We start from the raw sequence: 16593 nt of genomic DNA, 5'->3' as shown, positions 1-16593 counted from the left end.
AAGGCATCCAATGTCATTGGCCCGGAAGTGTTCGAACCGAAAGAGGTTCGACAAAATGCGAAGCGAAGAGCGCAAAGCGCAGCATTTTGGACGCGCTTCAGCGCGCCGAGAAACGGTGAGAAGCGAACGAAGTAAGCGACAAATCTATCCTTCCCCGGACTCTTGGGATCATTTTAATTTAGTACTAAGATACCTCAGGGGGCAGGCATTGAACTCTCTCGTAAGCTGCTGGTAGCTCTGGCTCTGAATAAGCCCCCTTTTGGCAACAAGATGTCTTATGTCGCCAAAAGAGAGCATTGGATGAATCAGATTATTTAGAATTAATGGAAATCTGTGACTTATTATATGATTTTATGTGGTGCAGTGTAATTAGAGTTTTATTTCCTAACTTCCAAAAAAAGTGAATTCATTTGTTGAATTTTCTATTTCAGTTTTTTCTGAATTATTTAATAAAGATTCTACTTTCTTAGTCAGTTTTGCTATGTTATCTAAGAGAAGACTATTTTGCTGTTCTAAACGCTGAATTCTCACTTTATGTTCAGCAAGTTGCTCCGTTAATTTTTCTTGCTCCTGGGATAATTTGTACTGCTTATATTTTATTTTATATTGCTTATAAAAATTATCATAACTGCTTGCAGCCTCATGAAACATTGTTAATTCAGCACCAAAAGAAATGAGAACGTCAAGTACACGGGTTCTTTGGTCCTCAGATGCACTATCCGCTATGAAGACATTTCCTACTAGTCGCTCAAAAGTACGATTATTTATTGTGAGCCCCGATTGGTTAATTATTTTAAAAAAATCTACTATGTAGTTTAAGTTCCAGAGTTGAAACATATCTTTATACTTAAAGAGATAGGATAATGGGACATCATTGGTATCAGACATTCTGTTTATATCTGCCCCATTATTGATTAAGAATTTGAAAAAATATACTAAGTTCATAATCTCCTTAGAATGAACTAAAGCCAAGGCTATTTCGTTCATCAGTATATGGAGTATTGTTTCTCGATTTTTACTTTCAAATTGAAATGAGATTAATTGCTCAGGAATTTCAAAAGATTCATATTTTTTTATAAAATTTTCTTTATTCATACTGAGAGCATCATGATGGATTTCTTTAAAAAGGTTGAGTAATTCTATTTCGGTATATTGTGCTGCTTTAACTATTTTCATTTGAATGTCTCCTACAATCTGATGAACTACCAAACACCGATCCGGGATTAAGCTACGCTTGACCCAAGTTACAATATAACATTAACCAATTAAAAAGAAGCTTGGCCATCGTCCTTAAAAGCCCCAATTACCAATCGACGTCCCCCCTTGAGGAACTTCAAATGCTCCATTGGTAAGATCGGAATTAAGTACCTCAACTAGACAATTGCCTTCACATTTCAAAGCTATCTGCCAGAAAAACGCTTCTCCAATTAGAGTATAATGCTCAAATCAGATGCAAAGATTATACAATCTGACTCATTGCAATACTGTGAACTATAAAAGAACATTACATTGTAAGAAAGTTTCGCTTACACTACAGTGCTCCCAACTGAGGATCTTAAATAACGTATTATATTAAAATAAGCCTCTAACCTTCAAATCCTATTATCAATTAGCGATTAACTATTAGGTTCAGATGCCATGAGGCGTAGCGCCCCAAACCCATGTTAGGGGTAACCAATTGTTATTATAGTTTTTTTCTCGTTTTCATCGTCTAATCTCCTCTCTACTTTTACATTGCGCAAGTATGATTAAGTTATGCGTCCAAGATAATTGTCGCACCAATGGTGAGTGAATTTGTTCTTCATGATACGAGATTTGCTTATGATGCTGTTTCGATTTATTTGGGTTAATAATATTTTAAGGAAAATATCTACAATAGGACTCCACATGACCAATATACTGCAAAAAAGAACAGGAAATTATGGATTGCATCCTTAGCGCAACAAGGCTGCTTATTCAATTATAAAGTAGGAAACAATGAAAAATTTGTCTTTATTTTAATTCATTTTGTGGTTTTTAATGCAAAAATTTTTGCTACGCCAGCTCTTGCTCTGAGCTTCATTAAAAGAAAAAAGTGTTACCTATGTCTCAATAAGGACAATCCTTGTAAATCAATCAGTTATACCAACAAGGTGCGAAGTAGAGCACAAGCAACCCAATTTTGAACAAATAGTAACTTGAGGTTAGTGAGCAGGATTTCTGGCATCTCACAACTTTTTGAGAATATCAAGAAAGTATTGCATGCAAAGGCCTTGCTTTAAGCTTAATTAGCTCTTGACATAAGAAATTAGAGTTGATTAAATCTGGCTTAAGAAAATCATTAGTGTTCGGTACTCTTTAAGCCATCCTGATCGAACACGTCACTTAGATTTTTGGTGATGGCTCTTTATTGTTAACTCAATAGGAGCATCATCGCGTATCAATTCGAAAACTCGCCTTTTATATTAAGCTTAAAAGAAGGCGAAAACTTATTTCAAAGCATCATCAATTATTCACATTCTATTAATTTAAAATCCGCAATTTTTACAGCTATTGGTGCGATATCCAATATCACTTTGGGTTATTATCATCGCAATACGCAACAACATACCAAGAGATTGTTTCAGGGAACCTATGAAATTGCTTCCTTGACGGGCAATCTAACCTTGGCTAATGAGGATTTGTTTGTACACATTCATGCAGCTGTAGCTGATAATAATTTCCAAATTTTTGGCGGTCATCTCATTAGTGCGGAAGCTAGTGCATCCACGGAGATTGCGATTATCCCGTTGAATCACACCATAAAGCGGGAAAAACACCCTGATTTGGACATAAAAGTTATACGTCCATTTGTTACTCTTGCAAATAGGGGGTAACGATGAAAACAAGTAGCAATTCAAATGCATTAAAAGAATATACTCTTTTTGATCTTCAATCTAATTTAAATCACGCAATTAACAGTTATAACCAAAATGGCATTATTGTTCTTAAAGAGTACCTTAATCAGGTGGAGCTACCTGAGTTATTGAATGAAATTGAAAAAATCCAAAACGATGCGGAATTGGATATCGCGCAAAATTGGAATAATGAAATCGTTTGCTTTTATTCTAAAAATCCGTTGAAACCAGAATCAGAACCAAAAGAATATGTCACTAAACCATATTTTCAATCATCCAGTCACAAAGCACATGTATTTTATGAAGTGATAGATGATGTAAGAGTCGTTAATAGAATTGGGCATGGTATGCATCTCATAGAAAAATATTCAATGATGCAACACACGGTTTATAAAAACTCCATGCTTAAATCGATTTTTAAAGGTATAGGATTTAGAAAACCAATTTGTCATTTAAGTGTTTATATTCCTAAGCACCCTCATGGTTTAGGCAGTGAAGTCAGGCCACATCAAGAATCAACTTTTGCCTATACTGAACCAACTTCGGTAGTTGTTTTATGGCTAGCTTTAGAAGATGCATCTATAGAAAATGGGTGCATGTATGGGGTTATGGGCAGTAATCGTTGGCCCTTGAAATGGGTTCACGGGTAAATCACCAACTTAAAACCAGACAATTTGAGGCACTAAATGATGTCCATATTCCTGATTTTGTTAGCGAGAATTATTGTTATACGCCTTTGGAGGTTAAAGCTGGGGATGCATTATTATTTCATGGCAATTTTGTTCATTGCAGCCCAATAAATAATTCAAGCTATTCGCGCAAAGCGCTATCTTTTCAATTCATTGAAACCTTGGGAGTGAATTATCCAAAGAGCAATTGGTTACAGCCTCCAAACCATGTTTATATTGACTTAAACAGATAAGGATAAAAAAATGTCTATGTATGATAACAATGAGTTTTTCAAAACCTATTTTGCTAATGCAAGTGAAAAATCGATACTTATTGACTTAATAAGTACTCGCTTTTCTCCCTCCACATCTGAGGTCAATATTTTGGATTTAGGTTGTCATGATGGCAAATTAATTATAAGAATAATTGATGCTTATGCCAGTAAAATGCCAGCGAAAGTCAGCATAACAGGAGTAGAACCAAGCGCAGATGCTTTATTAGAATACTCCAAAAACCAGTTTAGCATTCCCGTTCAAACAAACACCTTTGTTGGAACTGCTGAAAGCTATTTTTTAAAAAACCCACGCAATGACTATTTCAATTGGGTTATCGCCTCCCAATGCCTTTATTGGTCTTTGGATTTACCATATATCGTTAAAAAAATAACAGATGCTGGAGAGTCAGGTTTAATTGTCTTGAGAGGACGCCTTGAAATTTATGAAATTCAATCACGTTTCAAGGATTATATAGGCAACCACAATGAGCAATTTTATACTGCAGATGATATAGAGTCAGCACTGCGTGACCTAAATATACCTTTTGAAAAGGAGGTTAAAACAACATCTATTCTAATGCCTTCTCAAGGCAGTATGGAGATGAAATGGCTCATTGCTTTTTTTCTACAATGGGACAAAAAAAATATAAATAGTGATATTTTGCAGGAAGTTGAATCTTGGATTTTAGAAAAAAATGCAGAAAAAATGACGCATGAAGTATGCTTTTTCTGGTTAGGAAAAGCGATACTCAATGGGAGCAAACATGTGAAAGAGCAATAGAAAAACAAATTTGCAAAGATACTTAAACGTTTTTTCCTGGCTGTATTATCATTACAAGTATTTGCTTCTGATTTGCCTGAAAAACATAAAACACTTTTTAAATAAAACGTTTCAACTTGCGCAGTTAGCTCGTCAAAAAGAAAATCATCCTTTTGGCGTATTATTGGTGTATCAAGGGCAAGTTATTTAACCGCAGAAAACTTGAAATATCGTATCATTTGACTGCACATGCAGAAACGATACTGCTCAGACCAGCTAGCAAACAATTTTATAAAGATATTTTAAAAGAGGCTGTGGAGTAATGTAGCTGCCAATCGCTTTAAGGATTATTAAAGCTCTGAATAATGTAACAGATTTGTAACAAAGTGTCATATAACCCCCGTTGTTTCAGGCCGTTTATGGCAGTAATATCTAAATCTGTTACATTTTTTAAAAGCATTAGAAAACATACGTTGATAATCTTGAGAATCAACGTATTTATCTTTAACTGCTTTTCTTTTAGATTTAGCGTGGTTTATAGCCATAGTCCCTAAAACATCAGCATAACTAGAGACTACAGTTACAAAATCATTAGGAGAAGGCTTTCCCCCTCCTTTTTTTTAACTGACGAATCTCTTCTGGACTTTTTATTGAGCAACATTTCAAATATATATATAATTTATTCACTTTTTTGGGGTATTTTCTATGAGTGGTAAAAGTCTTTCGGATTGGAGAAAAAAATGGGAAAGTTTTTTTAAAAAAAATAAATATGGTTTGGCTAGATGCAATAATGAACTTGATGCAGTAAAAAAAATGCTTTTTGAATATGCAGGCGCTTTTGCACACACTCCATTAGGTCAGCCCTATGCTTGGGGTGGTATGTTTGGAAGATTTTTGTGGGGTAGATGGGGGACAAATCATGGAAGCGCTGTCGAGAAGGCATTGCATACCATACATTATGAATCTTTTGATGACTACATGAATATGAACTCATATGTAGGAGAGGATTATCATGAAAGGATAGATGGCATGGATGTAGAAATACATATTATTAGAGGTGCTGGCACATATTATACTGAAAAATTGCATGGGAATATAATTAGAACTTTAAACACCCATACTGAAAACATTGTTGATTTTTCTCCTTCTCCAACTGCACAAATACAAAAACTCCTACAAGAAATAAAGAAAAATATAGATAATAAAAAGATGAAACCAGATGGCGACCTTCATCGTATATTAACTGTAATCGAAGAAAAAACAGGAATTAGTTATAGTAACATCGATTTAGTTAGAGATTACTATAGAGAAGAAAATTTAAAGAAAATAAGAGATTTGAAAAACACGTTGGAAAGTGCTGAGATAGAGAGTCTAACTAGAGGAGATATCATGCAGCTTAAAGGACCTGCTTGGAAATATCAAGAAGCATTCTAAGGACAATTCAGAGCAAAGGATTTACCAAACTGTATGTTCAAGCCACCACCGCTTTTCTCTTTTACAAAATGCGAAGAAGAGCGCGCGAAGCGGTGATGAGGAAACAAAGTGACTGACGAATCTATCCTTCACTCGCCAAGCCCACTTATCTAATCAAATTACAAAAGTCACTCCGGAAATTAATAAAATCTAAGCACGAATGTAACAATTACAAAATTCCTGAAAGAATCTATTTTGGTTCATTGTAATGCCACCACAAGATATGATTATCAATTTGATTAAAGAACGTATGAGTCTTACACCTTTGTGACACCTAATTTTTATTTTTACTCATAGGTAATTTTCAATGAAATTGAAAACTTGTATCTTGTGATGGTTTATTTTCAATTCCTTGAGCAGTAGAATTTGAATTTCCAAATAATATTTGAGGTGTAGATATAAGAATAGCGGCCGCTTTTGACTCGTTCAATTTTTTTTCTTCATCGGTAATAGAAGAATCTTCTGGCGAGAATGTTTTTGCTTGATTAAGTGCTTCTTGAGCCTTATACCATTCTTTCTCAAATCTATAAGTGCACGCAATATTTAACCATGCATCAGCAATTTCTTGTTTATCTTTCGTTTTTTCCAAGATAGAAGAGAAATATTTTCTTGCTTCAGAGAAACAATTCTGTTTGAACAAAGTCATTCCCATTTGATTAATCGCAGGAAGGTGATCTGGATCAAATTGAATAACTTTTAAGTAAGTTTCTTGCGCTTCTTTATAATGTTCATTTTTATACATATGATGTCCATATTGTGCTAAACATTCGATGTAATTGCCTAAAATAATATTTTTGAGAACGAAATCATCTTCTTTGCACGCATTTAATGCTTTCAGATAATATTGCAATGCATGACTAAAATTATTAGTCATTTTTTTTTGAACGGCTTCATCATCCCCAATAACCTTTTCAAGAACTTCTATATATTGCTCATACCAACTCGCCACACCATGTAAAAATACAGGATTGTCACTACAAAGTTCCAGTGCCTTTTTGATAAAAACAAGCGCTCTCCCAAAAAAATTAACAGCGTTCATTAGGTCTTCTTTTTCAAGATAAGACTTAGCAGACTTTATGTAAAACAACCCCATGTTGTTCCAGGCAGAAGCACAAGATAGATAAATCTTAGTTGCTGTCTCATAGCAGGTTAATGCGGCAGTACCTTTATTTTCAGCTTCATAGCATTGCCCCAATACATCAAATGCATAAGAAAGGTTAGCAACATCATCTGAATTATTTTGTTTTACCTCAATTAGTTTATTTATTTTTTTAATATAGGTTTTTAAAGGAGAAATAGCCTGTTGCTTTTCATCACAAAAGAAGTGGCATTTCCCTAAGTAAAAATAGCTTTCTGGTGTCTCTTGTTTTTTATCAATTGCCCTCAGAAATAACTCTTTAGCTTTTTCATAATTACCTTCATTAAATGCTTTTACCCCATGATTTTCTGGCATAAGTAGTTGATCTAGAGCACTTATATCGTCTAGATATTTCTGCACTGATTCCGATATAACCTGGTGTTTTTGAGTTCCCTCTGGAGATAACAGCTGTAGGTCCCCAAGAGTTAAATATAAAGGACTGTAAATCTCAGTGACCGTGCAATAATCTATTGATTCAGAGTTTTCCTGATTTTTTACAATCAATCGGTATATATAAACAGCAACAGATTTTTTATCTGTTTGCATTTTTTCTTTTGCAAATTCTGGCAATTTTGTAAGACCAAAATAGACATCTTCCTTGATTAATGAAAATCCATCGTTTTTTATTGTTTGACCAATAGATCCACCTTGATAAATTTTATCATGTGTATTTTGAAACCAATCTGGGACCGGCAAGGAGTAATTAACAACTGCAAAAGTTCGCATTACACCATTTGAATGTAAATTGGAAACACGAATATTATTTTCTTGTAAAACTACCTCTACCCCATAAGAGCCAAATATCAGTTCAATTCGCTGACTGTTTAGCTTACCCTTCATATCCTCAATTTCATTATGTGTTCTGGATGGTAATTGATCGATTTGATTTATAGATGAAGCATTTACTTTTGAATACATATTTAAAGCCTTTATTACCAAATTTGGTTAAATATTTTAACACTACTCATGCATTGCATGTATATGAGGTATTAGTCGCATTAATAAATGTCTGTGTCATAAATTGTGGCATAGCAGTGACAGCACTCAACTGTTTTAGGCGTATTCCATGATTTTGATACATCTCAACGCATTGAAAAATAAGAGATTTATAGCACAAGAAGAAGGCTACGAACCAGGAGGGCGGAGGTTCGACACAATGCGAAGTGAAGAGCGCACAGCAGCAGCATTTTGACGTGCTTCAGTGCGCCACAAAGCGGTGAGGAGCGAACAAAGTAAACGACAAATCTTTCCCTCCCCTGAATCTTGGTATCATTTAAATTTAATTCTATAAACTAAATTCTAAATAGTCTCACTATGATATTTTTGGTTAGTAAGATAAAAACGATTATGTTTTTCAAAATCAAAATGTTCAACTAAACCTAACGAGTTAATTCGCTTAGCTGCACTTCTCAAGAGATCCCCAGATAAATGCGCATATCGCAAAACCATTTCAAAACTGGACCATCCCACCAAGTTCCATTTGCACATGCCAGCTTGCCAAGGTATGCCTCAAATCGTGCCGCCTAAAACTTTCAATGCCAACACGTTCAAGGGTCAACATACTGGTATCAACCCATGGCAGCTTCAATTTGATTGATTGAGTAGCATGTTGGTGAAGCATACAAAAGATCAATTGTACTATCTGCTAATTTCGAAATTATTACTTTCCAAATGAGTATATTCTCTAAAAATTCATTTCGCGTAAAATAATTACCCAATTTGCAGAATATTATCACGGAGTGTTTTTTATGAAGTCCCTCCAAAGCATCCCACCGGTCTTTCATTATGTCTGGGTAGGTGGCGAGATTAAACCTCATTACCTGAAATCAATAAAAGATTTATCGGGGGTTGCCTATCGAAATTGTTTTAATAAAACCATCATTTGGACAGATGATGAAAAAATTATCAACAAGCCATTGAGCCGTTTGGATTTACAAGAGTCTTCAATCAAATACCGTTCTGGCAAATCACAAAAACCCCTTAGAGCTCCTAGTAAGAGACATCCTAAAGACAAGGTTTCGCGAGAACCATCCCTTGCGGAAACTTTAGATGTTCCTATTAATGCAGGAAATTGTCATATAGAAATCAGAAATATAAATGAATTGGTATCTCGGCTGAAAAACGATCCAATTTTTTCAGACAAAGAAACTAATGCATTACTATTACACATATTAAATGAAGCTATAGGAAACAAGAATTTAGCAGCGGTAAGCGATTTAATTAGGTATTGTAGCTTATATTACTTTGGCGGCTACTATCTGGACACCGATTTATTAGCACTAGTGAATAAGTCGACAACACTTGTACCAGATAAACCTAAATTTGGGATAATCGGTCACTTTAGGCGATTTGAACACCCGGAGGAAAAGCGTTATTACGCCAGGCTTTTTGGCATTGAATTGCCTCTCGAAATTGAGGGAAACAATGATGCCTTTGGCGTTGTGCCTCGCCATCCTATTTTGCGAGTAACAATCAAACATATGTTGAACAGATATGCTCAGTTGCAAACAGAACCGGTGATTTTTAAAAACGGTTTTACAGATATTGTCGATAAATTAAAGCAACCGTTAGGCACCTTTGAACGCGATTTTTTATCTAAATTAACTAGTGATAAAAATGCTCAAAATAATTTTATGAGTGAGCTTTTGAACAAGTCCTTTGAACTTCATTTATTAAATAACGTCAATTTTGATGAAATGGATTTAAATAACTTGCCCAAAAGGACACGAAAATCTGTTGAGAATGATAAAGCTAAGGTATGGGAAGCGATTGATAACCTAATTGATCAGTATACAACTCTGTTAAAGGTTAAAAAGAATTCTAAACAAAGTACACGGAAGTTAGCTATAGAATTGATCGGTGTTGTCCAATCAGAAATTAAAAATCATAAGGCACAATATTCAATGGGTTATGAGTTTGCGACAGAACAGGATGCCAAACGATTTCCTTTTGTTCAAGGAACTTCAACAAAAACTAATAAAAGAAGAGCAAACACTTGTCTCACCGGTGTTAATTCCTTTTGTGATGCAATTGAGGAGTTCGTATTTTATAAAGATAAGAAAAAATCTTCCCCTTATACTGAAAATGAAATGGAAGCATTTCCCTCTGAAGAATTAACCAAAAGTAACTTTAGGGAAAATCTTGCCGCCATTCAATCGCCGGGAGACTACGAGGAAAAAATTCAACTGGCAGGGTGTGATATTAGAATACAGTGTGATAAAACATGGTTGCAAAACACCCAAAAAAAGGTTTCATACGATGACAGCGACTTACCCAGTAAAACCAAATACTACAGTTTCTTTAAAGGAAGTGATGAGTCCAGTGCAACTAAAAATGCGGATCGTAATTTAGCTGGCAAAATGGAAGCTCATGCCCATATGGATATGTTCACTTAAAGAAGGAAATTTTTTGCAAAAGCTTTTTTCAAAGAAAGGAATTACAGCAGTAAGTCACTATTTTATCATAGATTGGGCTGCTATCTGGAAAGATATAGTTGTTGGATTAATTATTGCTGGTGCTTTGGCTGCATGGGTACCAAAAGACTTTTGGCATTCTTTTTTTCTTCAATCTCATCCAGTGTGAACAAAATTTGGGGGTCCTTTAATAGGCCCTCTTGTTTCAATTTTTTCTTTTGTTTGCTCTGTAGGTAAAAATAAAGGTTTGGATCATTGACAAAGACAGCTCAAAATAGTCTTTAGCATTTTTAAAGCTTCAATGGCATTATCTGCTTGATATTGTTGCCAAAAACCCACACCGGCATTAAGTGCCAACATCAAAAAAGATAACCCCAGAAATCTTCCCAGTGTTGTAGAATTGCAGATAAGAGAAGTGCTGCTTCAATCATCCAGGGAATAGGCCCCCAAAGAAATGACAAAAATTTAACAAGATTACTTGCTCTCTTTTAACCGACATTTCGAATAACTCATTTTATTGGCTCATCCAGGATGAGTACGTGCATGCCCTTTTAAAATAATAGGCTCAATATGAAGTTGCAAATCATAATGATTCTGAACTTGAGACTGAATCCACTCTGCAAATTTCAGCAATTCTGTTTGACAAGCTCCGCCATAATTAACTAATACCAGTGCTTGTTTTGAATAAATTCCTACATTACCATGCCGAAATCCTTTTAGTCCTAAATTATCAATAAGCCAACCCGCAGAAATTTTAATGTACGCAAGATTAGCTGTGGCAAAAATGGGAAGGTTGGGATATTGAATAAGCAGTTTCTGCACATAATCCTGTGGCACAATAGGATTATGGAAAAAACTTCCTACATTGCCAAGCTCTTGCGGATCAGGCAACTTGCTTTGCCGAATACCAATAATTATCTTACGTAGCTCATGCGGCGTAGGATTAGTAATAGAAGCAATTCTTTGTGCTACATCTCCATAGCTCAAATTAAGATCAGATTGATTGGATAGTTTAAAACTTACACTAATGACTATGTAGCGTGAATTATTTTTTAATAGGCTGTTTCGATAACTAAAGTTGCATTCATTATTACTGAGTGTAACTAATTGTGCAGTTTGTAGATCATAAGCTAAAACTTCTTCAATAAAATCTTTTACCTCGACCCCATACGCTCCAATATTTTGAATAGGCGATGCACCTACAGTACCAGGGATCAAGCTTAGATTCTCTAGCCCAAATGCACCATTTGCAGTGCAATAAGCCACAAACTCATCCCAATTCTCCCCTGCCATTGCTGTAACAATCCGTTCTTTCCCATTTTTAATAATCTTAATTCCATGCAATCGATTATGAATGACTAAACCTTGATATGTTGGAGGAACAATTAAATTACTGCCACCACCTAAAACAAAAAACTGTGGAAAGCGAGATATAAGCAAACAAAGTTCATCTAATTGTTCAATATGATCTAAGACTACATAATGAGATGCAGTTGATTTTAGATGTAAGGTATTTAAAGGGGTTAAATCAACATTTTCTTGAAGATTCAGCATTTATTGTTAATCATTAGTTCATGAGCTAGGTATTATAACGCATTTTATTTTTAAAGGTTAACCCCCGTATTACAGCTATGCAAAAAAACAACTTGATTTCGCTGATGATTCATCAAGCTAAGATTGGTACGCTTGCTATAATAATGGTGATTAATATTTATTCTGGAGGAAAAAATGTTTATTAAACCGGTAATTGCTTTGTTTGGTTTTGCCTTGTATTTTTGTCCTTTTTTAGCAGTAGCGGATGATATGAAAATGTGCAATGCCAAACAGCAAGAAAACTGCGGCCGTTTTTGTCAAGCACATCAAGGGATGAAGTCTTGCATCATTGATATCACCACAAAAAGCGGAACGTGTACTTGTGAAGATGGCGTCAGTCATACTAAGTCATAGGTAGGTGTGGCTAAAAAAAATATAAAAAGCAACCCATGAGCTTGCAGCGGAAGTAAGTTCCCGATCAAGCTAGCATGGCCTTGATTACACAATGCTTCATCAAGGCTATGCTACCTTTGTTAAAAATGAGTTTCAGTATGTAGAAACTTAATCATTCGGATAAATTAAGTTCGGCAGGATAGGCATCAAACCCAAACCGCGAAGTTGCAATTCTTCAAAGCAAATTTGATTAAGCTGCCTTTTTTTATTTATAAATATGCACTACCCGCCCTTGATAAGAGAAGGATTAGTGCATTTGTTGTTATTAAAGAGTTAGAGTTAAAGTTTCAACGTTATTAGAATTCCCGGCTTCTTTAGAACTAAAGAAAAGAAGAGGTTTAAAGCCATCAATTACTTTAGCATATCTTTGCAACTCTTCATCGATAAATTGTACCTCTTCTAATTCATCCGCAGTTTTACCTTCTTCTGGCAAAAGGCTGCTGGTTCTTTCGTTTCTTTCGCAGGGATATGGGCTAAGGCGGCTGCAGGAATTGGTCTTTCTTCAGGGAGTAATGCAGAAGCCTCATTAAGAATTTCTAAGTTATTTTGTTCTTTTGATGCATTAGCTGCTTTCAGTGCTCTTTCTTGTTGACGTTTAAAAGCCCCCTAAAAATAAGAGGCAAGATCAAATGGTGCTTGCGAGCTATTAATAGAAGTATTGTGGCGAAACTAAAGCACCGTAGAATTTGTCTGTTCTCAACCTTTATCTCGACGACAAACCCGCTAATTCTTAAGACTAGGAAACTCCAGTTTTCCTGCCATCCTTGAGGTCGCCATAGCTAAATATTTAGCTATGGGGCGCATTCTACCACAGACTGGGAAAATCATCATCAGACTATAATTTTTTCAACTGCGGACAAAGGCAAAATCGTTAGAATAGATCAAAATCTTTTAGGCTTTATTGAACAGATTGTTCTTAACCGAGTATAGGAAATTTAGTCAACAAATCTCTGCTATTACTTAAGGCTGAGATATCTTTCCATTTAGCGGAGATATCCAATAATTAAATCTGATGTCAATATTGTGATTCAAATTTGGCAAACTGTTCTTCCAATTTCCATTGAAGTTTAGCTTTTTGGTTAACATTTAGAAAATTCAGGCACGCAGGTGTTGGTTGTTCTGTTTCTGATTTAATTGGGGCACAAGCGGCATTCATTGTCTTATATTGAGAATTTTGCCAAAGATTGTCGCCGGGTAAAAAAGCAAAATACAGACTGTTTCGTGCTAATTGTTTTAGAGTAAGATAAGAAAGTTTTTGTTCTTCAACGGCACGCTCATATTGACGAGTTAATGGTTCACGGCTTATTCCCTCGTCATCAGTTGATAAAGCTACAGGTACTCCATGTTTTAAATATAAAGCTAATGGATGATCGTTTCCTTTGATGCCTAAAATATAATCGTTGCTACTTAAATTGACTTCAACCAGTACTTCTTTTTGTGCCATTTTATTTATTAATTCGGAGGCATTGTGTTCATATTGAATGTCAACACCATGTCCAATTCGTTCTGCAGAAGCAGTTTCTACTGCTTCATAAATATGAAATGTCAGTCCTTCTGGTTTTACTAATTGAGAATTAAGCTCACCAGCATGTAGCGTAATATGAACATTAGGATAGAGGGTATGCAAAAAAGCTACCATTTGCATATGTAATCGATAATCGCGCATTGATATTGTACCATCTTCAGTTTGGACCATATTAATGCCTACAATACGCGCATCTTGTGAAGCAGATTCAAATCCCGCGAGTAATTGTGCAAAAACCATCTCTGGTGGCTGTTCTCTACGAACTTGATACAAATAACGAACCGTGATTTGACAACCAGCTTGTTCATTATTAGTGCCGCATTGTTGTAATGCATCCTTTTTAGCTTCGTCCTTGTCCAAATTATGGGAGATATTAGTCACTACTTGATTAAAATTAGCACTTAACAATTGATTGCGCAGGTTTTCTAAATTAGGATCCCACCCCAGTTGTTTTCCAAGCTCACTGGCTTCATTACCGTCCGGTGTAGTCATGATTTCTAAATAGAGTTCATTTTGGACAGCCGCACGCTGAGTCATTTCAGCTAAAATTTCTCCTCCATGCATTTTGGTAATGAGGCCAAATTTTCCAAAAGCATTAAAAAAATGATCATGTCCTGATTCATTTCCCATTTTATCGAAATGGCGCATTGACCATGCGTCAATCAAAGAATTGTATAACCTTTTATTAAATAAGGCGGTATCTAAATAATCTTCTGTATCGCATGCAGGATTGATAAAAACAGACCAATTGTTATTATCAATACATAAATTATCCCTCTCAGCATAATGAATTAGATTTTCAGCGAATGATGAACCGCTCTCGTGCATATGCAAATCCCCCCCTTTAGGCATATTAGTTAAAAATTTTTTTAATATATTGGGAGTTGTTTTAATGGAATCAAAATAAGCTTGAGTATTTTCTTCAGGGCTTGCATATGCTTGGATTTGAACTATTAATAAACAGCACACATAAAAAAATTTATTCATATGGGGAGCAATTTGTTTAAAATTCCGCCTATTTTTGCATGATAAAATCATTTGGTCAAATAGTTTTATTTGTAAACGAAACCTAATTATTTATTTTTTTTATTAATTATAAGCAAAAAACTCTGTCATAAATTGTCGCATAACTGTGGCTTCTGATTAATTACAAATTCAATAATGTTTAATCAAATGGCTCAGCTAATTCTACAGTAAATGCCATAGTCAATTTAGCAAAATCCAAGATATGATCCCACGATAATATATCCATCGTGTCTCTAGCCGTATGCACATACGGATTTTCTTTTCCTACTTCTGCTTCAAAAGGGGAAACAGCCGGTATGCCTTTAATAAACCAAGAAGCATGATCACTACATCCATAACCGCATGAAGTATATTTTACAGGTTGTTTTACATAAGTCTTAACCAGAGTCTCAATGTAACTGTTTAATTCGCTGTCGACATAGTCATCAAGCAACCATATGGTAGGATCTGCCTGGTTTTCATAACCAGTCATATCGAGTTGTAATACTGCTTCAACTGAAATATTTTGCCTTAAAAAATCGGCGACTACCTGTTCTGAGCCACGATTGCCCGGTTCCTCCGCTGCATACCAAATAAAATAAATAGGCTTCTTAAAATGCATCTCATTGGCAAACAGTATCCTGGCGACTTCAAATAGAGTTACAACCCCGCTACCATCATCATCCGCTCCCGGTTTGTTTTCCTTTTTAGCAGATACCGTATCCATATGCGCACCTATAATAATTCCAGGTTCAGGTGAATTTCCCAATCGAACAACTACAGAAGGTTGAATATACTTACCACCAGTATCTAGCATATAAGCTGTTATATCATGCCTATTGTATTGTTTTGCCAATAATTCGATTTGTTCTTTAATCCACTGAGCCGCTTTAAGACCATTGGGTGATTTTGCATCCCTATCGGTGAAATTAGTTAGCGTAGTAAGATTATTGATCATTTTCTCAGTACTTAATTGCTCAAGCAGTGGATTTATCTTATTTTCGTATTTGATGCTGTATGAAGATTTTTTGTGATTTTTTTTGTTGGTAGTCTTATAACTATTTAAAAAAGCGGTGGCATTTGAACGTATGCCAGGGTTTTCTAATTGAAAACTTTTCCAACTTTCTGTGACATCAATAAATCCACCACAGTGACGGGCACGATTTTGTTGTTTTAGTTCTATAAGTTTTTCAATAGCTCGTTCATTAACTTCTATGAGCGAAAGAGTGTTAGAGGAAGATAATGTTTTATAACTAACTTCTAAACCGTTCTTAAGACAGGCAGGTAGAATAACAACATAACGTTCATTTGCTTGTACACTAGCACTAAACGTGAATAAAATTGGTAAGAGAAGCACTATAAAAATATACTTTTTTAATTTTCTTTGCATAAACACTCCAATTAAGGGGACGGTCCGGGACGGACCCCTATAAAAAAGAAGCAGATTGCCGTTAATCACTACAATAAAGGGGGG

The 16593-nt window shown here is 35.2% G+C and carries 15 protein-coding genes and 1 pseudogene; 8 read left to right on the top strand and 8 right to left on the bottom strand.

Going from position 1 to position 16593, the window contains the following annotated elements; translation table 11 throughout:
• Positions 1–384 precede the first annotated feature (384 nt).
• The gene (locus Lstg_RS01725) at positions 385–1176 is read right to left on the bottom strand and encodes a hypothetical protein (RefSeq protein WP_058475933.1); all 792 of its coding nucleotides are present in this window, start codon (positions 1174–1176) and stop codon (positions 385–387) included.
• A 1232-nt stretch (positions 1177–2408) separates the two neighbouring features.
• On the opposite strand from Lstg_RS01725, the gene Lstg_RS01720 reads away from it, so the two are divergent.
• The 5 genes from Lstg_RS01720 to Lstg_RS01705 all read left to right on the top strand — a co-directional run bounded on the left by Lstg_RS01720 (position 2409) and on the right by Lstg_RS01705 (position 6013).
• Positions 2409–2855, top strand: coding sequence for a PPC domain-containing DNA-binding protein (locus Lstg_RS01720; protein ID WP_338011239.1), 447 nt, complete (start codon positions 2409–2411; stop codon positions 2853–2855).
• A 2-nt stretch (positions 2856–2857) separates the two neighbouring features.
• Complete coding sequence (locus Lstg_RS01715; protein ID WP_274519313.1) at positions 2858–3526, top strand: phytanoyl-CoA dioxygenase family protein; 669 nt, start codon at positions 2858–2860, stop codon at positions 3524–3526.
• A complete protein-coding gene (locus Lstg_RS18085; protein ID WP_274519312.1) occupies positions 3511–3798 on the top strand; it encodes a phytanoyl-CoA dioxygenase family protein in 288 nt (95 codons plus the stop codon). The genes Lstg_RS01715 and Lstg_RS18085 overlap by 16 nt, the downstream gene beginning before the upstream one ends.
• Before the next feature lie 10 nt (positions 3799–3808).
• Positions 3809–4600, top strand: coding sequence for a class I SAM-dependent methyltransferase (locus Lstg_RS01710; protein ID WP_058475931.1), 792 nt, complete (start codon positions 3809–3811; stop codon positions 4598–4600).
• A gap of 684 nt (positions 4601–5284) precedes the next feature.
• Entirely contained in the window at positions 5285–6013 is a 729-nt protein-coding gene (locus Lstg_RS01705; protein ID WP_058475930.1) for a hypothetical protein, read from the top strand.
• Positions 6014–6356: 343 nt separating this feature from the next.
• Here the strand turns inward: Lstg_RS01705 and Lstg_RS01700 are convergent, their stop codons facing one another.
• The 3 genes and pseudogenes from Lstg_RS01700 to Lstg_RS17790 all read right to left on the bottom strand — a co-directional run bounded on the left by Lstg_RS01700 (position 6357) and on the right by Lstg_RS17790 (position 8811).
• Positions 6357–8108, bottom strand: a complete 1752-nt coding sequence (locus Lstg_RS01700) for a tetratricopeptide repeat protein (protein ID WP_058475929.1) — start codon at positions 8106–8108, stop codon at positions 6357–6359.
• A gap of 471 nt (positions 8109–8579) precedes the next feature.
• Positions 8580–8678 (bottom strand): annotated as a pseudogene (locus Lstg_RS17965) (hypothetical protein); the annotation flags it as partial.
• Positions 8641–8811 (bottom strand): hypothetical protein, encoded by a 171-nt coding sequence (locus Lstg_RS17790; protein ID WP_162264071.1) that lies wholly within the window; start codon positions 8809–8811, stop codon positions 8641–8643. The gene Lstg_RS17790 and the pseudogene Lstg_RS17965, both read right to left, overlap by 38 nt.
• 127 nt (positions 8812–8938) lie before the next feature.
• On the opposite strand from Lstg_RS17790, the gene Lstg_RS01695 reads away from it, so the two are divergent.
• Positions 8939–10585 (top strand): glycosyltransferase, encoded by a 1647-nt coding sequence (locus tag Lstg_RS01695; RefSeq protein WP_058475928.1) that lies wholly within the window; start codon positions 8939–8941, stop codon positions 10583–10585.
• Between the two features lie 13 nt (positions 10586–10598).
• Complete coding sequence (locus Lstg_RS01690; protein WP_162264072.1) at positions 10599–10772, top strand: permease; 174 nt, start codon at positions 10599–10601, stop codon at positions 10770–10772.
• Between the two features lie 353 nt (positions 10773–11125).
• On the opposite strand, the gene murB is transcribed toward Lstg_RS01690, so the two are convergent.
• The gene (murB, locus tag Lstg_RS01685) at positions 11126–12157 is read right to left on the bottom strand and encodes a UDP-N-acetylmuramate dehydrogenase (protein ID WP_058475926.1); all 1032 of its coding nucleotides are present in this window, start codon (positions 12155–12157) and stop codon (positions 11126–11128) included.
• Positions 12158–12331: 174 nt separating this feature from the next.
• Between murB and Lstg_RS01680 the strand changes: the two genes are divergently transcribed.
• Complete coding sequence (locus Lstg_RS01680) at positions 12332–12550, top strand: hypothetical protein (RefSeq protein WP_058475925.1); 219 nt, start codon at positions 12332–12334, stop codon at positions 12548–12550.
• A gap of 304 nt (positions 12551–12854) precedes the next feature.
• On the opposite strand, the gene Lstg_RS17640 is transcribed toward Lstg_RS01680, so the two are convergent.
• The 3 genes from Lstg_RS17640 to Lstg_RS01670 form a co-directional block, all read right to left on the bottom strand.
• Positions 12855–13022 (bottom strand): hypothetical protein, encoded by a 168-nt coding sequence (locus Lstg_RS17640; RefSeq protein ID WP_156413865.1) that lies wholly within the window; start codon positions 13020–13022, stop codon positions 12855–12857.
• 582 nt (positions 13023–13604) lie between these two features.
• Entirely contained in the window at positions 13605–15101 is a 1497-nt protein-coding gene (locus Lstg_RS01675) for an adenosine deaminase family protein (protein ID WP_058475924.1), read from the bottom strand.
• A 178-nt stretch (positions 15102–15279) separates the two neighbouring features.
• The gene (locus Lstg_RS01670) at positions 15280–16509 is read right to left on the bottom strand and encodes a M20/M25/M40 family metallo-hydrolase (RefSeq protein WP_058475923.1); all 1230 of its coding nucleotides are present in this window, start codon (positions 16507–16509) and stop codon (positions 15280–15282) included.
• Between the last annotated feature and the right edge of the window lie 84 nt (positions 16510–16593).

This window comes from Legionella steigerwaltii, assembly GCF_001468065.1.
Lineage (GTDB): Bacteria > Pseudomonadota > Gammaproteobacteria > Legionellales > Legionellaceae > Legionella > Legionella steigerwaltii.
This window is presented reverse-complemented; position numbering and strand designations above follow the sequence as displayed.